The following is a 20823-nucleotide window of genomic DNA, read 5'->3' on the forward strand; positions in this document are numbered from 1 at the left end:
GACGACCTGGACCGTACGGCTTGTGGAGCCACCGGCCGCGAGTTTCGCGCACGACACCGCGGCGGTCCGCCAGGCCGTGCGTCGTTTCATGGAAAGCCGGGACCACCTCCGGGTCTACGCCGGGATCGGGCGGCCGTACCTCGGCCTGCAGGGACTGAAACGCAGCCTCGCCGAAGCCCACGAGGCGATGACCATCGCCCAGGGCACCGGTTCCCGGAGCGGCGTGCAGCACATCGACGAGGTTGGCCTGCAACGGATTTTGGTGGGCTGGTACAGCTCGGAGGAGTCCCGGGACCTCGCGCGCAGCCTCCTGCGCCCGGTGCTCGAGATCGACCGGCAGGAAGAGCTGCTCAGCACGCTCGAGGTGTTCCTCGACAACGAATCCTCCCCGACCGTGACAGCCGAAATCCTCGGAGTCCACCGCAACACCGTCGTCAACCGGATCTCCCGGGCAAAAAGCGTGCTGTCCGCGGACCTCGACGACCCCGACGAGCGGCTCGCGGTCCAGCTCGCGTGCCGGCTGGCGAAGCTGCGCGGCTGAGAAAGCCGGTCACCGCGGTGCCGGAGGGCAGTGCGGTGACCGGCTCAGGGCGCTGTGTCACGCCCGGTCGCTAGGCGAGTTCCCGGCCTTCCGTTTCGGGTATCACGACGGCGAAAACGGCTGTCGCCACAAGGAAAAGGTCGATGAAGAGCACCGTCGAGGAGAAGCCGCTGGCGTGTGCCAGGAGAATGCCGACCAGACTGGGCGCGATCGTGTTCGCGATGCGCTGACCGCAGATGCCGACGCTGTAGCCCAAACCCCGTACCGGCGACGGATAGATCTCACCGACCCAGGTGTCCCAGACACCCCAGGCTCCGAGGCTGAAGAAGGACAGCACGAAGCTCCCGATGTACAACTCGGCGAGCGTGCCGGCGTTCGCGAAATAGAATCCGCCGGCCGCGGCGGCGAGGACGTAGCCGATGAAGATCTTCTTGCGGCCGTACTTCCCGGTGAGCCAGGAAGCGCTGACATACCCAGGAATCATGAACACCGCGCTGATCGCGGCGAAACCCAGGCTCGACGACGCCGACAGCCCGCGCTGTTCGAGCAGGGTCGGCAGCCACGTTTGCAGGCCCCAGTATCCCCAGGAGAACAGAAAGTTCACGACCAGCTGCAGAACGGTGATCCGGCCGAGCCGTCCCCGGAACAGCGCCGCGAACGAACCCGCCCGCACCTCGGGCACGGACAGGGACTGCGCGCTGATGTTCTCCGCGTCCGCGGCGCCGAGACGACGCAGCGTTCGCAGCGCCTCGTCCTGCCGGCCGCGCTGGACGAGCCAGTACGGCGACTCCGGCACCCAACGTCGAATGACGAGCACCCAGAGACTCGCGACCGCGCTCGCGATGATGACACCGCGCCATTCGTGCGCACCGAGCAGTGCGGTGACGCCGACAGCGAGCAGCATGCCGAGCGGCCACCCCGCTGCCAGGTACACGGCGAGCCGGCCGCGGTACCGCACCGGCAGCAGCTCTTCGAAGTAGGGGAACGTGATGGTCAAGATGCCGGCGAAGAGGAAACCCGCCAGGGCCCGCGTGACGAGAAGCATCTCGTAGTCAGGGGAGAAGCTGCCTACGAGCGTGACGACCCCGTAACCGGCGAGGCTCCACGTGCAGGTCGCGCGCCTGCCGATCCGGTCGGAAATCGGCCCCCAGGCGAGAGCACCGGGGATCATGCCGAAGAAGAGCGCGGAGATGACAAGGCCCAGCTGGGCCGCGGTGACGTGCAGCCCGGCCTCCACCCCGGGGGCGATGTAGGTGAGACTCAGCATCTCCCACGACTCGATGGCGAGGGCGGCGTAGAGCGCGATTCCGATCTTGACGTGGACCCGCGACAGCGGCATCCGGTGGAACATGGACCCGACTGAGACGGTCGTGGCTGACCTGCCTGACTCCTCTGTCGACTGAACGCGGGAACGGCCCGCTTCTTCGCTGCTCATCGGACGACCTCCGGGCGGACGGCTTGAGAAGTGTGCGAACTGTAGGCACCTGGCCATTCAGCCGACGATGTGCCGCGTGCACTGATCGCGCAGCCTGTCTTGGGCGAAGTGCCTATGACCGAGTCTGTTGCGCCCTGGCAGACTGACTGGTCTCGCGACTGGTCCACGATGTTTCCCGCTGGGGACGTCGTTTAAAGTCGAAATTGGTTCTTGGCACGCGGTTGGGGAGAATGGTTGTTCCCTTGGAACCCGGCCAGCGGCACCGGCCATAGACAACACCAGCCCCAATAGGCACAACATGTACGGGGAGCTACGGCGCAACTGCCAAAGGCTCCAGTACCACGGGCTCGCCAGTGACGCGAAGGTCGTCGCGCTCCGCGGTGAGCGCGAGATCGACGTGGTCCGGGTCGTGTTCGAATCGCAACACTGGGAGTTCGGGCCCAACTCGTCGAGGGCAAAGTCGTGGTGCTCAACGAAATCAGCGGCGTGCGAGAGCGGAAGTTCCCGGGCTGCGCGAGTTTCGCCGTTGCTTCTCCGACGCATGCCGCGAGCGACGGTACGTCGACGGCGATCGAAGAGCGAAGGCGCGAAGTCAAGCCTTGCCGCGTTGTGCCCTGCCCCGGTGGCTCGTCCTTGACGGACGGCGAGATCACGTGCTTTAGTCCTCTAGCCAACAAATGTAACTAGTTACATCACGGTGGAGAGAGGGAATCAGCTTATGGTTGAGCAGGTCGTTGTCATCGGTGCCGGGGTGTACGGCGCCGCCGTGGCCGCCGAATTGGCCCGGCGGGGCGCGCGCGTCAAAGTGGTCGATTCGGGCGTGCCGGCGGACGGTACCTCGGGCGCGACCTTTGCTTGGACGAACTCGAACGGGAAGCAGCCGCGGGCGTATCACGATCTCAACGTCGCCGGCATGGAAGCCCATCGCCGCCTCGCACACGAGGTCCAGGGCAGCGACTGGTACCACGAGGGCGGCAACCTGGAATGGGGCGGTGACGACGCCGAGCGCGAGCAGCTGCGCCGGAAGGTCGATTCGGTCCTTGCCTGCGGATATCAGGCGCGCTGGCTCACTCGCGCGGAGGTGTTGCGCATCGAACCCGACCTGAACCCCGCCGAACTGCCCGCCGACGGAATCGCCTACTTCCCGTCCGAAGGCTGGATCGAACCGGCCCGCCTGATCGGGCACCTTCTCTCCACAGTGGACGGCGAGCGGATCTGGCATGACGCGGTCACCGGGATCGACGTGTCGGGCGGACGGGTGCGGTCGGTCCGGCTGGCGTCGGGGCGGCAGCTGTCCGCCGACGCGGTGGTGAACTGCGCCGGACCGCGGGCGGCGGAGGTCGCCGTACTCGCCGGGCTGGAGCTGCCCATGAACAACACGCGGGGGGTGCTCATCTACACCTCGCCCGTCGCGGTCTCCGTAGCCCGTGTCGTGCATGCCCCGCGCGTCCACCTCCGGCCGGACGGCGGCGGGCGGCTGCTGCTGCACACGCACGAGGTCGACGACGCGGCGGATGACGGGAACGGGACCGTGGACCAGGCCGCTGTCGAGAAGGTAGTGGAAGCCGGATGCGCGCTCTACCCCGGAATCCGCGGAGCCAGCGTGGAAAGCGTGCGTGTGGGCGAGCGACCGATCCCCTCTGACGGCCTGCCTGTGCTGGGCCGTGCGCCGGGGCTGCCTAACTTCCACTTCGCCGTATCCCACAGCGGCGTGACGTTGAGCCTGCACGCCGGAGCTCGTGTCGCTGCGGAGGTCATGGGCGAGGACTGGTCCGCGGAGCTGGCGCCGTTCCGGTTCGAACGACTCTGAAGGAGATGTTGTGGCTACGACGGTCCTGCATGGCTGCGACCTCGTCGACGGCACCGGCGCGGAGCCTCGGCACGGTGTCGACATCGTGGTCCGGGAAGGCACGATTCGCGAGATCGTGCCGACGAGACCGGCAGAAACCTATGGCACGGTGGACGAAATCCTCGAGGCCGCTGGCGAACTCGCGATTCCGGGTCTGATCAACAACCACACGCACGGCACCGCCTACGGCCCGCTGTTCCCGAGCGGTCACGAGGCGCTGCCGCCCGAGCAGGTGCGGGCAAACCTCGACCGGCATCTGCTGGAGGGCACGACAACCGTGCTGTGCGTGGACGGTTTCGTCACCGCCGAAGCGCTTGCACGGACCAACGACGACCATCCGCTCACTGTCAAACTGGCGTCCTGCAACACCCCGGCCTGCCTCGAAGCGGCGACAATCGCGGACGGCGGCGGCCTCACTGACGAAACGCGCGCGTTCACGGCCCGCCAAGCCGTCGAGGCCGGTGCGGTCGCCCTCGGGGAGATCGGTGCCGGGCACACCCTCGGCGGCGGGGGCGCGAGCTACATGTACATCCCGGCCGAGGTGGCCAGGCGCACCACGGTGACGATCACGCCCCGGCAGGCCGACGCGCTCAAGGTCGCCGTGCTGGGCAGGCACATCTCGGCATCGTCGTTCGACAAGGACGCCGTCGAGGAAGCGCTCGAAGCAGCGGGTCTGGCCGGAAAACTGTCCGTCGCGGAGATCAGGGAAATCGTCTCCGGCATCGTGCTGCCCGCCTTCGACATCGCCCTGCAAGGTCTGACCGAAGCCGCGGAGTACGCGCGGCGAGCGGACGTCCCGGTGCTGGTGCACAACGCCGCCGCATCGATGACTCAGGTCGCCGCCATCGCCAAAACCGAGGTGCCGCTGATCGCCGGGCATTCCAACCACACGAGCTTCGAATTACGGGAGGCACTGGAACATGCCGAACAGCTCAAGGAACTCGGCGCGACCGTGGATGTCAGCACACTCGACACATTCGGCGCGCAGCGGCTGACCAGCGGGCCGGACCTGCTGTACGCGATGTTCGAGTCCGGGTTGGCCGACACGATCTCGACCGACTACGCGGGCGGGCACCACGACCCGATCCTGCTCGCGATCGACCATGCCGCCAAGGCCGGCGTGGTGCGCCTGCCCGCCGCGATCGCGATGGCCACCGCACACGTCGCCGACGCCATCCCCGGGGTGGCGCCGGGGCGAGGCCGCGTCCTCCCGGGGGCAGTCGCGGACCTCGTGCTGACCGACCCGGCCGAACTGGCGCGCGTGCGCACAGTCATCATCGGCGGCGAGATCGTGGTCCGCGACGGCGCGCGCGCCTGACCGGTGACGGAAGGACACAGACGGTGAAGCGAGCAACCATCGGCGACGTCGCCGCGGCGGCCGGGGTATCGGTGGCGACGGTGTCGCGGGTGCTCAACGGCGGCGCGGTCAAGGAAGCTACCGCGACCCGAGTGTGGGATGCGGTCAGCAGTCTCGACTACACGCCGAACGCGCTCACCAAAAGCATCTTCGCCGGGCGCTCCAGCACCATCGGCGTCGTCATCGACGACCTGACGAGCCCGTTCTACCTCGACCTGATGCGCGGGATCGACGAGGTCGCTTCCGCCAACAGCAGCCTCGTCATGTTCGCCAACACCTTCCACGACGTCGGCCGCGAGGTCGCCCACGTGCAGACCATGGACGAGCAGCGGGTGCGCGGGCTGATCGTCACCAGCGGCGCGTCCACCGACGACCGGACGCGCCGGATGGCCGCGGGCGGGACCCCGTGCGTCATCGTCGCGCGCTCGCTGCCGCAGCCGCCGCCCCACCTGCACTCGGTGAAGCTGGACAATCTGGCGGCCGGCCGGATGATGGCTGAACACCTGATCTCGTGCGGGCGGCGGTCGATCGCGGTGGTCTCCTCGGGGCCGCGACCATCCCACACCGAACGGATCAAGGGACTGCGGCAGGGACTCGGCGAGGCCGGGTTGGCGCTGCCGGAGGACGCCATCGCCTCGGCGGACTCCAACACGCAGGTCGACAAAGCGATGGCAGCGCTGCTGGACCGGCGCCCGGACGCGATCGTCTGCCTCACCGGACGCCGCACCGTCGCCGTGCACTCCGCGCTCACGGCCCGCGGGCTCCGCTATCCGGACGATCTCGCGTTCCTCACGATGGACGATTTCGCCTGGGGCGCGGCGCTGGGCATCACCGTGATCGCACAGCCGGCCTACCGGATGGGACAACGGGCCGCCGAGCTCATCGTCGACAACCCGAACCGGGCCGCGCGACTGACTTTCAAACCGACACTCGTCACCCGCACCTCGTGCGGGGAGAAGGGCTGACCCTGGGGGTCCTGTTGCCGACGGCGCATGGCCGACGGCATTCTGAAAGGGGACGATCCGTGCCCGTGGAAAAGCGTGTAAAAATGACGGCAGCCAAAGAGCCGCGGCAGCTCGCGATACGCATCGGCGGTGCCGCAGGTCAGGTGATCGAGTGGTATGATTTCACCGTATACGGCTATTTCGCCGTTTATCTCTCGGCTCAGTTCTTCCCTGCCAAGAACGATGTCGCGAGCTTGCTCGCCACCTTCGCCGGTCTGCTCTCGACCTTCATCTCCAGGCCGCTCGGGGCGATCGTCATCGGCCATTTCGCCGACCGGCTTGGACGGCGCCGGGTCCTGGCGATCACCATTTTCGGCGCTTCAGGCGCCGCCGCGATCATCGGTGTGCTGCCGTCGGCCTCGTCGATCGGGGTGGCCGCGCCGATTCTCGTGGTGCTGTGTCGCTTGACGCAAGGCGTATTCACTGGTGGCGAAGTTCCCGCGGCCGGCTCGATGGTGCTGGAGCACAGCGCGAACGGCCGGCGCGCGTTCTCAGCGAGTTGGGTGCAGGTCGGCGCCACTGCGGGGAGCATTCTCGCTCTGCTCGTCGCGACACTGCTCTCCTCGACGCTGCCTCATGACGCCATGGCCTCCTGGGGCTGGCGGATCCCGTTCCTCGTCGCGGCGCCGCTGGGCGCGGTGGGCTGGTTCGTGCGCTCCCGCCTGACGGAAACGCCGCAGTTCCGGGAAGTCGAGAAACAGGGCGGCGTCGCTCGTGCGCCGATCATCGAACTGCTGACGAGCAAGCAGCATCTAGGCCAGTTGCTCCGGCTGCTCGGCATCTTCCTGTGCGGCAGCTTCTTCGCCTTCTACGTTTTCCTCACCTACGTCCCGACCTATCTGCTCAGCCATGCCCATGTCGGCGCGGGCTCGACCTTTCTGAGCGCACTTGTCGCACAGTGCTTCATGATGTGCGTCATTCCGCTTTCCGGCAGGCTCGCGGATCGGGTCGGGCGCCGCCCGGTGCTTTTCGCGGCACAGATCCTGTTCATGCTGTTGGCGATACCGGCTTTTCTCCTGATGAGCCTCGGCACGTTCGGATTCGTCCTGCTGGCGCAGCTTGCGATCGTCATCCCGATCGGGCTGCACCAGGCCGTCCAGCTCCCGATCATGCTGGAGCTGCTCCCGACCCGCGTCCGGGTCAGCGGCGGCGGGCTCGCGTTCGCCATCGCGTCGGCGCTTTTCGGTGGCACCGCCCCGATTTTCGCCGTGTGGCTGGTGGGGCGAACCGGAACCGGGACGAGCGTGGCGATCGCAGTGGTCGTCGCCGCGGCCATCAGTTTTCTCGCGACGGCCGTCACCGCGGAAACCGGCCGTCACGAGCTGGCCGCGTAGTTCGCGGGAAACCCTGTACCGCAGATTCTTGCCAATGGAGGTAAGTCATGCCCGGTTCAGCCGGAGTCACCGCCGGAATTCTGGCGGTAGGTGTCCTGGTCGTACTCGCCGGGGCTGTGATTTCGATCTATTTCGGGAGGCGCGCGAAAACCGCGGGCGACTGGCTCAGCGCCCGTGAATCGCTGCCGCTGCCGGTCGTCGTGATCACCCAGTTCGCGGCGGCCGCGGGCGGCGGCGTACTGGTCGCGCACGTCGGGATCGCCTACGCCGGCGGCTGGGCAGTGTTCATCTACGAGTTCTGCGTCCTGGCCGGCTTCGTCATCCTCGCGATCATCGCGAAATGGTTGCGTGCCAACGAGTTCCAGACACTGCCGGACGTGCTCGCCCGGCTGTACGGCGGCAGCCGCCCACTGGCCGTCATCGCGGGGCTCGCCGCGCTGTTTCTCCCGTTCGGCTGGGTGTGCACCCAGTTCGGCTCGTTCGCGTCGCTGTTCGGGCAGCTCACCGGCTACCCGAAGGCGGTGCTGGTCGCGCTGGTCCTCATCGGGTCCGTGGCGTTCGTGCTGCCGGGCGGGTTGACCTCGGTGGCCTGGACCGACTTCTTCTTCGGGATCATCAAGATCGTGCTGGCACTCGGGCTGGCTGGCTACTGCGTCTACCTGGCCGGAGGCTGGAGTTCGATCGCGCATCGGGTGCCCGCGGGATTATCCGCTCCGTCATCGCTTGGCACGGCCGGGCAGAAGCAGATCTGGCTGTGGGTGGCGGCGATCATCCCTTCGACGCTCAGCAACCAGATCTACTTCCAGCGCGTCTTCGCGACGAAAAAGCTCAGCCAAGCACGGCTCGGGCTTGTTCTCGCAGGAGCCACCATGCTCGTCTCCGGGGTTTACGCGCTGCTGATCGGGCTCGCGGTTCGCGCTCTCAAACCCGGCCTGCGGCCGGAATCCGCAGCCGGATGGCTCTTGACCCAGCTGCCACCGGCCATCCTGATCGTGTTCGGCGCGTTCATGGTCGCCATGATCGTCTCGGTGAGCGGGGCGGCGTTGCAGAGCGCGGTCACCAGCGTCGTCAGCGACCTCAAGGAGAAAGCTTTCCACCGCATCGGAACGGATCGGTCGAACGTCTCGCTGTCACGCAAGATCACGGTCGTTCTCGCGCTGGCGGCCGGGGTGGTGTCTCTGCTTTTTCCGAGCGTGCTCGCCTGGATGGTCGCCATCTACGCCTATTCCGCGTCGGTGCTCACCGTGCCGATCTTCGCCGGATACGCACTGTCCAAACGCTACACGTTGACCCCGCGAGTCGCCGTGTCGGCAATGATGGCCGGACTGGTCGCGTGCACGGTGGCCAACATCGCCGATACCACGGTGCCCTACGTCGCGTACGGACTTGCCGCCTCCCTGTGCGGGCTCGTCGTCGCCATCCTGCTCGACCCGTCTGCCGGTCGTCGGCCCGTTCGCAGTACCCCGCGGACGCTGCTGCCGGCCCGCAGGACACAGTAGGCCGGGGTGGCCTTGCCCGATGGATGGAACCGACCACCGTCCCGTCGACGGAGAACCGGGAGCCATAAGGGTCATCAGCTACTCCGTACCAGCCCCGTCCGGCACGCGTGGCGTCGCAGCGGCGTGTGACCGGCGTTCGACACGAGCGGATCGATTCTGCCCTGGACACATCAGCCCGGTGCCACGGTGCGCTTCGGCCAGCGCACAGACTTCAGGCTCTCAGGGCTCGGAGTCGAGTTTGCCGCCCACGATTTCGGCCCTGAGGGTGTTGAGCCGTTCCATGGAATGGACGGCGTCGGCCTGGTTTTCCGCGGCGACGGCGAGGTAGAGCGCGCGGGCTACGGCCATTCCCATCAGAACACCGTCGCTGGTGGTGGCGGTGGCCGGCGGTGTGGCTAGCACGGTGTGAACGCGCTCGCGCAGGGCTTCGCCGAGTGTTTCGCTGACCAGGATGGCGGTGGCGCCGACCTTCGCGACGTGGTCGAGGACCACATCGATTTCGCGGAATCGGCGCAGGGTCGCGAAAAGTATCACGACGTCGTTGTCGGTGAGATCGAGCAGGCTGTCGGCGAGCGAAAATCCGGTTCCGCTGAGTTGGGCGGTGCGCAGTCCAGCGCGTTTGAGGGTGATGCTGAGGTACTCGGCGGGGCAGCCGCTGGGGCCGATGCCGTAGGTGACGACGCGGCCCGCGCGGGAAATCGCGCTGACCGCGCGGGTCCAGCTTTCCGTGTCGAGATCCGCCTCGAACTGAGCGAGGAGCTGCGCGGTATCCCTGAGCACCGTTTTGGGGCCGGAATCGGAGTGGCTGATCTGGCCGAGCTGGTGGTCGAGCACCTTGGACGGATCCCGATGGCGGCCGGAGACGGCCAGAGCGGACCTGCGCAATTCGCGGAAGTTCTGGTACCCGAGCTTTTTGGTGGTTCTCACGACAGTGGCGTCGCTGGTGTCGGTGTAGGCCCCCACTTCGGCCGTCGACGACACGGCGACCAAGGCCGGATTGGCTGCCATCCACTCCGCGACCTGGGCTTCGCTGGGCGTCAAGATCTCAGCGATCGCAGCCACTCGCTCATGCAACGGTGCGCTCGGGTTCACGTTGGGGTCTCCCTCTTGTCATCGATAGGTTCAAATACTACAGTCCTGGCATCAGGTTGAAGTGTTTGCTTCAAACGGTGCCTGGAGGTAGCTGGCGTGGAAGCCGCGGATTTCATCGTCGTAGGCGGTGGCGTGTACGGCGCCTCCCTCGCGTATGAGCTGGTCAATCGGGGGTCGTCGGTCACGCTACTGGAGGCCGGTGAGCTCGCTTCGCGAGCATCCGGCGGACCCGGAAAGCGTGGGGTACGGGCGAATGGGCGCAACTCGCGCGAACTGTCGCTGGCCAGGGAGGCGTTGGCCAGGTGGCCCGCCCTGGCCGACGAACTGGGCTCCGACACCGGGTTCGAACAGCTCGGCGGCTTGATGCTGGTCGACGCGATGCCGGAGCACGGCGAGATCGGGCTCGCGCGCGCCGAAGCCCATCAACGGCTGCAGCGCGGTCACGGCATCGCCTGCGAGATGGTGGACCACGGCGAACTCGCGGAGTTGGAGCCCGGCATAGCTGAATCGCAGATCGCCGCACTGTTCAACCCGGACGAGGGTATCGCCGATCAGCGGCGGACAGCTCGTGCCTATGCGTCCGCCGCGCGCAAGCGCGGCGCCTCGATCCGGACGTTCACTCCGGTGCGACAGGTCGGCACGCAGCCTCGCCCCTACGTGCTCCTGGAGGACGGCTCGACGCTCCCGGCGGGCCGGGCGATCGTGCTCGCCGCCAACTTCGGAACGAATGCTCTCCTCGCACGATCGGCGCTGCCGCGGCTGCCGCAGTGGACGATGGTCCCTCAGGTGCTCATGGTCCAGGCGAAGGACGACTACCAGCCGCGTCGCCTGTGCGGTCACCTGCAGAAGACTCTCGCGGTCAAGCCGCTGCCTGACGGAATCACCATGATCTCCGGCGGCATGCGGGGCAAGTGGGACGACGAGTCCGCGGAAGGCCAGCCGGTCGACGCCAAGATCAAGGAAAGCCTCGATGTGGCCGCGTCGGTCTTTCCGCCGCTCGACGACGGTGTGCTCCTGTCCGCGGACGCGAGCTCGCCCGAAACCTACACGCCCGACGGACTGCCCTACCTCGATTTCCACGACGAAGACCGCAGACTCTTCGTGGCCACCGGCTGGCACGGCCACGGCTTCGCGATTGCCCCCGCGGTCGCCCGGCACGCCGCGCAGTGGCTGACGACCGGGCGCACCCCGGACCTGCTCACGCCGTTCCGGATTCATGCCAACCCCGCAGGCCCCGGAAAGGGGTGCCACCGATGACAATCCGAGGCGATCGGCAAAAGAACGCGCCCCCGTCACGCGCCCGCCACCGGCTCACAGCGGCGGCCTTGCTGGCGCTCGCGGCGTGCGTGACCGCCTGCGCCGCCAATCCTTCGGTCGACGAGTCGCAGTCCGCCGGCGTGGCAGGCAATCCGGCCGCGCTGCCCGCTGTGGCGGCAGTCGCCTCGATCGCCGAACAGGTTCCCGGCAAGATCCGGACGACGGGTGTACTGCATGTGGCCACCAGCGCGACGTTGCCGCCGATGACCTACGTCGCCGATGACAACCGGACCTTGATCGGTCTCGACATCGACGTGGCGAAAGCGGTGGCCGCGACGATGGGGCTCCGTGCCGAGCTCACCAACGCCGGCTTCGACACGCTGGTACCCGGACTGCAATCCGGACGTTTCGACATGGTGGTGTCGTCGATGGGCGTGACCGCCGAACGCCAACGGGTGGTCGACTTCGTCGACTACTACAACGGCGGACAAGGATTCCTGGCCTCCGCGAACACCGGCTTCGCCGTCAACGACCTGATCGACCTTTGTGGACGGCGGGTCGCCGTCACCACCGGCAGCACCCAGCAGTCCACGTTGCAGGACTCGCAGCACATCTGCACCGATGCGGGACGGCCACCGTACCAACTGCAGGCGTTCCCGGACACCAACGGCGCGGTCCTCGCGATAAGCGGGAATCGGGTCGACGTCATGTACTCGAGCATTTCCATCGTCTCCTACACCGCCGGTCAGAACCACGCGTTCCGCGTCGCCGGCCGCTACAAGCGCGCGATGGTCGGCGCCGCTTTGCCCAAGGGCACCCCACTGACGCAGGCGGTGCAACAGTCCGTCCAGCACCTGATCGACGACGGCACCTACAAGCGGATCCTCGACAAGTGGACGCTCGCCGACAACGCCGTGCAAACGGCCCGGGTCAACAGTGCGAGGACCTCGTGAGCGCCTCCGCCGAGACAAAGAATATGTCCACAATGGATTCGAATGCGCTGGTCGTGCGGCCCCAGCGCCATCCCGGCCGCTGGGTGGGCGGCGTCGTCGTCCTGCTGGTCACCGCCCAGCTGGTGTATTCCATGACCACGAACCCGCGGTTCGAATGGGGCGTGGTCGGGCACTACCTGTTCAGTCACGCGATCCTCGCGGGGTTGCTGAACACCATCCAGCTCACCGTCGTCGCCATGGTCATCGGGTCGGCGCTGGGCACCGTCCTCGCCGTGCTCCGGCTTTCGCCGAACCCCGCGATCTCCGGCGTCGTGGGCGCGTACGTCTGGGCGTTCCGCGCCACGCCACTGCTCGTCCAATTGCTCTTCTGGTACAACCTCGCGGCGCTCTACCCTTCGGTCGGGCTGGCGGTGCCTTTCGGCGGCCCGATGCTCATCGGGGCTTCCGCGGACCAGCTCGTCAGCGTGTGGACGGCAGCACTGCTCGGACTCTCCCTGCACCAAGGCGCCTACACAGCCGAGATCGTCCGAGCCGGGATCCTGTCCGTCGACCCCGGCCAGCGCGAGGCAGCCACCGCCCTCGGCATGTCCCGGTTGCTGGCCCTTCGCCGCGTCGTACTCCCGCAGGCCATGCGGGCCATCGTCCCGCCGATGGGCAATGAGGTGATCAGCATGATGAAGACCACCTCGCTGGTGAGCATCATCGCCGTCCCGGAACTGCTCAACACCGCGCAGACCATCTACGCCCGCACATACCAGACGATCCCGATGCTCATCGTCGCGACGCTGTACTACCTCGTCCTGACCGCGGTGCTCAGCGTCGGGCAGTCCGCGCTCGAACGCAGATACGGGCGCGGCACGTCCCGTCAATCCTCGTCGCCGCCGCGGCTGCGACTGCGGCCGCGCCCACAACCCGGACGGGCGCCGCGCACCGCCGAGATCCCTCAGGAGGACCGATGAGCACTCCGTTCGTGCAAGCCATCGGCGTCCGCAAGTCGTTCAATTCCCATGAGGTGCTCCGGGGTGTCGACCTGTCCATCCACAAAGGACAAGTGATGTGCCTGATCGGGCCTTCCGGGTCGGGCAAGAGCACAATGCTTCGCTGCGTGAACCACCTGGAGACGATCAACGGCGGTGTACTCACCGTGGACGGGCACCACGTCGGCTACGAGCGTCGTGGCGCCGTCCTGCGCGAGATCCCGGACCGCGAGGCCGCCCGTCGCCGCACCGAGATCGGCATGGTCTTCCAGCAGTTCAACCTCTTTCCGCACATGACGGTGCTGGAGAATCTCATCGAGGCCCCGGTTCGGGTCAAGAAACGCAAACCGGGTCCGGCGCGGGCGAGAGGCGCGGAGCTGCTGGAGCAAGTCGGGCTCGCCCACAAAGCCGACGCCTATCCGCGGCAGCTCTCGGGCGGGCAGCAGCAACGGGTCGCGATCGCCCGTGCGCTGGCGATGGAGCCAAAACTCATGCTCTTCGACGAACCCACCTCCGCGCTCGACCCCGAACTGGTCGGCGATGTCCTCGCGGTGATGGCCGATCTCGCCCGATCCGGCATGACCATGCTCGTGGTGACGCACGAGATGGAGTTCGCCCGAGCAGTCGCCGACGAGATCGTGTTCATGGCAGACGGCCAGATCGTCGAACGGGGCGCACCCGGGGAAATCCTCACCCGCCCGGTACACGAGCGCACCCGCTCCTTCCTCGCTCGTGTGCTCTGACTTTCCGTTCCATTACCCAGTTTCGGAACAACCGAGGACTCAGCACCGATGACACATTCCGAGCTCGATTCAGTGACCGTCGACATCATCGGCCACAACCTGGTCGCGATCTCCGAGGAGATGGGCGTCGCGATGATGCGGGCCGCCTACTCGCCCAACATCAAGGAGCGGCGCGACTGCACGACCGCGCTGCTGGACACGGCCGGACATTCCATCGCCCAGGCCGAGCACATCCCGATCCACATGGGATCGATGATCGGTTTCATCCCCGGCATTGTCTCCCAGTACCACGGAGACATCCATCCCGGTGACGTCTTCGTCTCCAACGACCCCTACCTCGGCGGCAGCACACACCTGCCCGACGTCTCGGTCGTGGCCCCCTTGCACGTGGACGGCGAACTGATCGGCTTCGCCGCGGCAGTCGCTCACCACGCCGAATTCGGGGGTTCGCTGGGTGTCGCGCCGGACATCTACTCAGAAGGGTTACGGCTTCCGATCCTGAAGGTGATGGACCGAGGAGTCCTTGACGAGGGGCTGATCCGCCTGATCCAGCTCAACACCCGCGTGCCCGTCGAGCGGCTCGGTGACCTGCGCAGCCAGTTCGCCGCGGTTTCGCTGGGCGTACGCCGGTACGAGGCCCTGCTCGAACGCTACGGTGCCCGCGCGGTACTCGAGGCCACGCGCATGTGGCTGGACAAGGCGGAAACCCAGGCACGTTCGGCATTACGAGAAATGCCCAAAGGCCACTTCGCATTCGCGGATCAGATGGACTCCGATGGCGCCGGAACGACCGACATCCCCATTCACGTAGCGATCGACATCACCGACGACGGCATCGCGGTTGACTTCACGGGGACCGCGGAGCAGGTCGCCGGCCAGATCAACACGGCCCGAGCCGCGGTCGAGGCCTCCGTCTACTACGTGATCAAAACCATCCTGGATCCGACCCTCCCGGCGAACGCCGGCTTCTACCGGCTCGTCGACATCACTATTCCCTCCGGGACGTTGCTGAACTCCGTCGCGCCAGCACCGGTCTTCATGCGGTCGGACTCCTGTCAACGAGCCGTCGACGCCATGCTCGGCGCCTTCAGCCAAGCGCTGCCAGACCGCATTCCCGCCGCCTCCAATGGTTCTATCACCGCAATGAACTTCAATGGCTACGACACCGCACGGCAACGGCCATTCGCCTATGCCGAAGTCATCGCCGGGGGCGCGGGAGCCTTGCCCGCCGCGCACGGCCAGGACGCCGTTCAGACTCACATCACGAATACCGCGAACACACCTGTCGAAGCAGTGGAGCAAAATTATCCGTTGCGAGTGACGAAGTACGCGCTGCGCGACGGATCAGGCGGGTCGGGACGCTGTCGCGGCGGCGTGGGCATCATCCGGGAGCTCGAGACCCTCAACGACGGCATCCGCCTGACGGTCAAGGGCGACCGCGTGACGACCGGGCCGTGGGGGCTGCACGGTGGCGGCAACGGTCAACCCCTGGCCTTCGCGCTCAACCCCGAATCCGATCACGCGCGTACCTTCACGCGCACCGACAACGGGACCGCACTGCCCGCGGGAACGATCGTGCGTGCGATGACCGCCGGCGGCGGAGGCTTCGGCGCCGAAACAGCGACCGCCCCCGATGAGAAAGGAAACGTACAGTGAGGATCGGCATCGACATCGGCGGCACCTTCACCGACGTGTTCGCCGTCGACGGCGGTCAGACGTTCATCGCGAAAGTGCCGAGCTCCTATCCGGACCCCTCCGCGGTGATCTCGTCCGCCGTGCAAGCCGTCCTGTCCAAGGCCGGCAAAGCCGGGGACCACGTCACCGCTTTGATTCACGGCACCACAGTGGCGACCAACGCGGTGATCGAGCGCGAACTCGCCGTCGTCGGCCTGATCACGACCGCTGGCTTCCGCGACGTCCTGGCGATCGGACGCCAGACCCGCAACACGTTGTACCAGCTCGACTTCACTCCTCGCTGGGTACCGGTCGCGCGGCAGCGACGCCTCGAAGTCAACGAGCGCACCGACCACGCCGGACGGGTCCTCACCGCACCCGATCGAGACGAAGTCCTGGACGCCGCCGCCGAACTGGTGGCCCAAGGAGCAACCGCGATCTGCGTCGCCTTCCTGCACTCCTACGCCAACGACGCGAACGAGCGCGAGGCCGCCGCGTGGATCAGGCAGGCCCACCCCGAACTCGGCGTGTGGACGTCCGCGTCGGCGGTGCCGGAGTTTCGCGAATACGAACGATTCTCCACGGCGGTGGTGGACGCGGCGCTCGGCCAGACGATGACGACCTACCTGGGCCGGTTCGTCGATCAGTCGCGCTCGGCCGGGGTGATTCCCGAGCCGTATCTGATGGAGTCCTCAGGCGGAGTGGTCCGGATGTCCGAGGCTGCGGTCCGCCCAACCCGCACCCTCCTCTCCGGCCCAGCCGGCGGCGTGCTCGGCGCGATCAACCTCGCCCAGCGGCACGACCGCGCCGATCTGCTGACCTTCGACATGGGCGGTACCAGCGCCGACATCGGCGTGATCCGGGGCGGTGCGCCGGAGATGGTGAACATCCGCCACTTCGAAGACCTACCAGTCCTGGGCAGCACCGTCGCGCTGGAGGCCATCGGCGCCGGCGGGGGCAGCATCGCCTGGGTCGATCGCGGCGGTCGCCTGCAGGTCGGCCCGCGCAGCGCCGGATCCGTGCCCGGCCCGGCCGCCTACCGCACCGGCGGGACGGAAGCGACCGTCACGGACGCCCACGTGGTGCTGGGGACCCTTCCCGAGGCGGCCCGGCTCGGCAACTCCTTCGGCGTTGACCGCGAGCTGGCAGTCGCGGCCGTCGAGCGATCGGTCGGGACGCCGCTCAATCTTGACGTCATCAGCGCGGCCCACGCCATCCTCGACATGGTCAACACGAATATGGCTCTCGCGGCCCGTCGCGCCACCGTGGCCCGCGGCATCGACCCGCGGTCGCTCACCCTCGTCGCTTACGGCGGCGCCGGGCCGTTGCACGCCACCGCGCTGGCCGCCGAGCTTGGCATCGACGAGGTGATCATTCCGCCCCACCCCGGCATGCTCAGCGCTATGGGCCTGCTCGTGTCCGATCTCCGCAAGGAGTTCATGCGGTCCTTCGTGGCGGAGCTGAATCCCTCGACCGTCAATCAGCTCGCCGACACCGCCAAGATCCTGATGGCCGAAGCCGCAGCATGGCGCGACGACCAGGGCGAAACCGGTTCCTGGACGGCTACTCTCGAAGCGGAATTGCGATACCGAGGACAGGAGCACACCCTCCGTGCCGGGCTTCCCGATCTCCCCTGGGACGCCCATACCCTCGACCTCATCACCGATAACTTCAGCGAGCTGCACGAAAACCTCAATGGCTACCGGGTGACCGGCGAGGACATCGAGATGACCAGCCTCCGCGTCACCTGCGCCATCGACGTCGGCGGCTCGGATCTTCAGCTGCAATACGCGTCCGGTTCCGGATTGGCACTGTCCTCATCGGACACACCCGTGTGGTGGACACCGGACCACCCCGTTCCGACGCCAGTGTTCTCCGCACCCGACCTGCACCGCGAGAAGTGGATCGACGGCCCCGCAGTACTCCTCCAGGAGGACTCCACCTGCGCCGTCGGTCCCGGCTACCGCTTCCGCACGTTGTCCGCCACTGGCGGCGTCGCGATCCAGCGAACCCCGTAACCCGTCGCCTTCCCCTCATTCGCCCGCACTACACGGAGTTGCTCAAAGAGGAGCCACCCATGTCGACTGAAGAACCGCGCAGCGGAACGTACACCGAAACCCCGGAACCCACCCCGGAGCCGCCCGCACCCTCTGTTCATGGCTTACGGCGCAACATTTTCACAGTCGGCGCGGGAAACCTCCTGGAGTGGTACGACTTCGGGATCTACGGCTACTTCGCCATCGTACTGTCCAAACAGTTCTTCCCCGGAGAAGCCGCGCTCCTGCTCACCTTTGCCACCTTCGGGGTGGGCTTCCTCGCCCGTCCGCTCGGCGCCGTCATATTCGGACACATCGGGGACCGCTACGGACGTCAACGAGCGCTCCTGCTTGCTGTCTTTGGCATGGCCGCCGTCACCTTCCTCATGGGCTGCCTGCCGAACTTCCACAGCATCGGCTACGCCGCACCCGTCATCCTGACCATCCTCCGCCTCCTGCAAGGCTTCTCCGCCGGCGGCGAATGGGCTGGCTCAGCCGCGTACATGATCGAAACCGCGCCCAGCCACCGACGAGGCTTCGCCGGCAGCTGGCAGGAATTCTCCCTCGTGGTAGCCCTCGTGCTCTCCTCCGGCGTCGCTGCCCTCGTCAACGGACTTCTCTCCGCGCAACAGGTTGCCTCCTGGGGCTGGAGACTGCCCTTCTTCGCCGGCATCCTCATCGCCGTCCCCGCTCTTGTCCTACGAGCCAAAGCGGGCGAAACACCGGCGTTCGAAGCGCTCAAAGCGGATAAGGAAACGGCGACAGCGCCCTTGAAGGAGATCTTCGTCATCGCCAGGATCCCCATGCTCAAGGCCGCGGGATTCGCAATGGTCTTCACTGTCGCCTTCTACGTCCTGCTGACTTTCCTCTCGACCTGGCTGGTGACCTCCGCCGGATTCAGCTCCGCGTTCGCGCTCGTCGTCGTCACAGTCGAAAACGCCGTGCTCGCCATCCTGATTCCGCTCACGGGCGCGTGGTCCGACAAGGTCGGCCGCAAACCGTTACTGCTGACCGCGTGCGCGTTGTTCGCCGTACTGTCCTACCCAATGTTCCTAGTCATGGAACACGCCTCCGCGGCAGGCGTGCTGGCGATCGCGGTGCTCTTCGCCGTCATCCTCGCCCTGTTTTCCGGACCAGCGCCGACGACACTGGCCGAACTGTTCCCCACCCGAGTGCGGTACACCGCCCTCTCGATCCCGTACCAAACGGTCATCGCCATCTGCGGCGGGTTCGCCCCCTTCATCGCCACCCTCCTCATCGAGTGGACTCACCAGGCATCCGCGCCGTCGTGGTACCTCGTCCTCGCAGCCGTGATCACCTTCCTCACGGTCATCACCTTCCCCGAGACCGCACGCAAACCCTTGCCGTGACAAATACTTCCCGGTTAGCGCGGCGACTCTGTTGGTGTTCTCGGTGACCGCCGCTGAATGCCGTCCTCAGGCAAATCGAGCTTCAGGTCGCGGACCTTGCCGGTGCCGGACTTCGGGATCCGTGCCGCGCTCGGCCCCGAGGTCGCCCCGGAGGAGACCGCCAGGTCGTTGCGCTGGGCGCGCCGCACCTTGGAGCTGCTGCGCCGCGGCGTACTCCCGGACGCGCGCCCGGTTCGCTGGGACGATCACCTCACCACGCATTGGCTGTTCGCCGACGACGTCCTGCGCGCCGCACTGGAAACGAGCAGCCTCGCCCCGCTAGAGGACCTCACGCGCACAGCACAGGACAAGGCGGCGGAGACCCTGCTCGCCTTCCTCACCACGAGCGGCAGCGCGCCGGAGATCGCCGGAATCCTCGGCGTGCACCCGCAAACGGCCCGCAACCGCCTGCGGACCCTGAACACGCTGTTCGGCGACCAGCTCCACGACCCGGACGCGCGGTTCGGCCTCGAGATTTCGCTGCGGGCGAGGAAGCTCCGGCTTGCTGGGTAGCGGGTTGCGGGTTCACCAAAAGCACCGCACCGCTACTCCGGCAGTCACCGGTCCTTGAGCCCCAGCGAAAGCCGGGCTTGCTTCGTCCACGCGGACAGGAATGCTTCCTCGCCCACATCGCCCGGAGTGTGTCCGACGAGCGCTTCCAGAATGGGGTAGTAGGTCAGCGACGCGAGCAACACCGACGCGGTGGCTTCGGGATCCTCGACCTGGAATTCGCCGCGTCGCACGCCGGAGGCGATCCATTCCGTCGCGACCGTGTAGACCGAGCCGAGCACGCCGTGCCACATTTGGTCGAGCAGATCGGGAAACGGTTCCAGTTCGCGGAAGATAATGCGCAGCGCGGCGCGGTCCTGGCGCATGGTGTCCAAAACCAGTCTCGCCACCGCAGGCAGCGCCTTCTCCGGTTCTCGGGGCAGCGCCGCCGCCTGCCTGCTGCTGTCGCTGATTCCCGCGAGGTGCTGCCGCACGATTTCCTCCAGCAGCGCCCGCTTGGACGGAAAGTGCTTGTACAGCGCCCCGGACCCGGGATTGAGACCGCAGGCTCGCTGGATGTCGGCAGTCGAGGTTTTGTCGAAGCCCCGTTCGGCGAACAGCCGGGTGGCCGTTTCGACCAGGTGCTGCCGGGTCGCTCCGGGTGTTGAACGCGCCATAGTGAGAGAGTACTCTCTTTCCTATGATCGAGGTTCAGGTGACCGAGACGATCCAGTGCCCGCCGGACCGCGTGCTCGAGTTCGTGATGGATCCCCGTGCCTACGCCGCGGTCGACCGCAAGATCGGCGCGATCGACTGGGTGCGGCGCGACGGGGACGTCACCGAATTCCGCTTCGGCAGCAAGCTTCCGGGCATTCCCGGCCCCGCGGCCAAGGTGGTTTCGCGGATGACCCGCACCCCGGGCGAGCGGGTGGACGTGCGGCTGCCGCCGATCCCGGCGAACCGGCTGGCCAACCTCGTTTCCGAGTTCAGCGCGAGCTGGGTGTGCGTGCCTTCGGGCGAGGGCACGGCGGTCACCCGGACTCTGCGCTGCGGGTTCAAGGGGCCGGTGAAGTGGTTCGCGGAGCCCGTTCTGCGCCGTACTCTGCGGCCGGACGTCGAGGACGAGATGCGGCAGGCCAAGGCGGCACTCGAGGCCGATCCTTCCTGAAACGGC

Annotated in this window: 18 protein-coding genes; 15 read left to right on the forward strand and 3 right to left on the reverse strand. The window is 67.0% G+C overall.

Going from position 1 to position 20823, the window contains the following annotated elements; genetic code table 11:
• Positions 1–541: PucR family transcriptional regulator (locus H5411_RS41950; protein ID WP_220818181.1), on the forward strand; the 541-nt coding region annotated here is incomplete at its 5' end.
• Positions 542–611: 70 nt separating this feature from the next.
• On the opposite strand, the gene H5411_RS41955 is transcribed toward H5411_RS41950, so the two are convergent.
• Positions 612–1880: an MFS transporter gene (locus H5411_RS41955; RefSeq protein WP_246370222.1), complete on the reverse strand. Its 1269-nt coding sequence runs from the start codon at positions 1878–1880 to the stop codon at positions 612–614.
• A gap of 814 nt (positions 1881–2694) precedes the next feature.
• Between H5411_RS41955 and H5411_RS41960 the strand changes: the two genes are divergently transcribed.
• Genes H5411_RS41960 through H5411_RS41980 form a run of 5 tightly spaced genes read left to right on the forward strand, consistent with a single transcriptional unit; the run spans position 2695 to position 9019 of the window.
• Positions 2695–3786: an NAD(P)/FAD-dependent oxidoreductase gene (locus tag H5411_RS41960; RefSeq protein ID WP_183127121.1), complete on the forward strand. Its 1092-nt coding sequence runs from the start codon at positions 2695–2697 to the stop codon at positions 3784–3786.
• Between the two features lie 10 nt (positions 3787–3796).
• Complete coding sequence (locus H5411_RS41965) at positions 3797–5143, forward strand: amidohydrolase family protein (RefSeq protein WP_183127129.1); 1347 nt, start codon at positions 3797–3799, stop codon at positions 5141–5143.
• A 23-nt stretch (positions 5144–5166) separates the two neighbouring features.
• Positions 5167–6147 carry a LacI family DNA-binding transcriptional regulator gene (locus H5411_RS41970; protein ID WP_183127131.1) on the forward strand — a complete coding sequence of 327 codons (981 nt, stop codon included), beginning with the start codon at positions 5167–5169 and terminating at the stop codon, positions 6145–6147.
• A gap of 59 nt (positions 6148–6206) precedes the next feature.
• Positions 6207–7520, forward strand: a complete 1314-nt coding sequence (locus H5411_RS41975; RefSeq protein ID WP_183127133.1) for an MFS transporter — start codon at positions 6207–6209, stop codon at positions 7518–7520.
• 47 nt (positions 7521–7567) lie between these two features.
• Positions 7568–9019, forward strand: a complete 1452-nt coding sequence (locus H5411_RS41980) for a sodium:solute symporter family protein (RefSeq protein WP_183127134.1) — start codon at positions 7568–7570, stop codon at positions 9017–9019.
• Positions 9020–9238: 219 nt separating this feature from the next.
• Here H5411_RS41980 and H5411_RS41985 read toward each other — a convergent pair whose 3' ends face one another.
• The gene (locus H5411_RS41985; protein WP_183127136.1) at positions 9239–10081 is read right to left on the reverse strand and encodes a MurR/RpiR family transcriptional regulator; all 843 of its coding nucleotides are present in this window, start codon (positions 10079–10081) and stop codon (positions 9239–9241) included.
• A gap of 126 nt (positions 10082–10207) precedes the next feature.
• On the opposite strand from H5411_RS41985, the gene H5411_RS41990 reads away from it, so the two are divergent.
• The 8 genes from H5411_RS41990 to H5411_RS42025 all read left to right on the forward strand — a co-directional run bounded on the left by H5411_RS41990 (position 10208) and on the right by H5411_RS42025 (position 19673).
• On the forward strand, positions 10208–11368 hold the full coding sequence (locus H5411_RS41990; RefSeq protein ID WP_183127138.1) for an NAD(P)/FAD-dependent oxidoreductase: 1161 nt from the start codon (positions 10208–10210) through the stop codon (positions 11366–11368).
• Complete coding sequence (locus H5411_RS41995) at positions 11365–12321, forward strand: ABC transporter substrate-binding protein (RefSeq protein WP_183127140.1); 957 nt, start codon at positions 11365–11367, stop codon at positions 12319–12321. Before H5411_RS41990 ends, H5411_RS41995 begins: the two co-directional genes overlap by 4 nt.
• 32 nt (positions 12322–12353) lie before the next feature.
• Positions 12354–13280 (forward strand): amino acid ABC transporter permease, encoded by a 927-nt coding sequence (locus H5411_RS42000; protein WP_183127142.1) that lies wholly within the window; start codon positions 12354–12356, stop codon positions 13278–13280.
• Positions 13277–14041, forward strand: coding sequence for an amino acid ABC transporter ATP-binding protein (locus H5411_RS42005; protein WP_183127144.1), 765 nt, complete (start codon positions 13277–13279; stop codon positions 14039–14041). The genes H5411_RS42000 and H5411_RS42005 overlap by 4 nt, the downstream gene beginning before the upstream one ends.
• A gap of 72 nt (positions 14042–14113) precedes the next feature.
• The gene (locus H5411_RS42010) at positions 14114–15697 is read left to right on the forward strand and encodes a hydantoinase B/oxoprolinase family protein (protein WP_183127145.1); all 1584 of its coding nucleotides are present in this window, start codon (positions 14114–14116) and stop codon (positions 15695–15697) included.
• Complete coding sequence (locus H5411_RS42015; protein ID WP_183127148.1) at positions 15694–17733, forward strand: hydantoinase/oxoprolinase family protein; 2040 nt, start codon at positions 15694–15696, stop codon at positions 17731–17733. The genes H5411_RS42010 and H5411_RS42015 overlap by 4 nt, the downstream gene beginning before the upstream one ends.
• Positions 17734–17792: 59 nt before the next feature.
• Positions 17793–19121: an MFS transporter gene (locus H5411_RS42020; protein WP_183127150.1), complete on the forward strand. Its 1329-nt coding sequence runs from the start codon at positions 17793–17795 to the stop codon at positions 19119–19121.
• A 102-nt stretch (positions 19122–19223) separates the two neighbouring features.
• Positions 19224–19673, forward strand: coding sequence for a helix-turn-helix domain-containing protein (locus H5411_RS42025; RefSeq protein ID WP_312878726.1), 450 nt, complete (start codon positions 19224–19226; stop codon positions 19671–19673).
• A 44-nt stretch (positions 19674–19717) separates the two neighbouring features.
• Here the strand turns inward: H5411_RS42025 and H5411_RS42030 are convergent, their stop codons facing one another.
• Positions 19718–20326 (reverse strand): TetR/AcrR family transcriptional regulator, encoded by a 609-nt coding sequence (locus H5411_RS42030; RefSeq protein WP_183127153.1) that lies wholly within the window; start codon positions 20324–20326, stop codon positions 19718–19720.
• Positions 20327–20349: 23 nt separating this feature from the next.
• Between H5411_RS42030 and H5411_RS42035 the strand changes: the two genes are divergently transcribed.
• Positions 20350–20817: an SRPBCC family protein gene (locus H5411_RS42035; protein ID WP_183127155.1), complete on the forward strand. Its 468-nt coding sequence runs from the start codon at positions 20350–20352 to the stop codon at positions 20815–20817.
• The last annotated feature ends 6 nt before the right edge of the window (positions 20818–20823 follow it).

Source organism: Amycolatopsis echigonensis (assembly GCF_014174495.1).
GTDB lineage: Bacteria > Actinomycetota > Actinomycetes > Mycobacteriales > Pseudonocardiaceae > Amycolatopsis > Amycolatopsis echigonensis.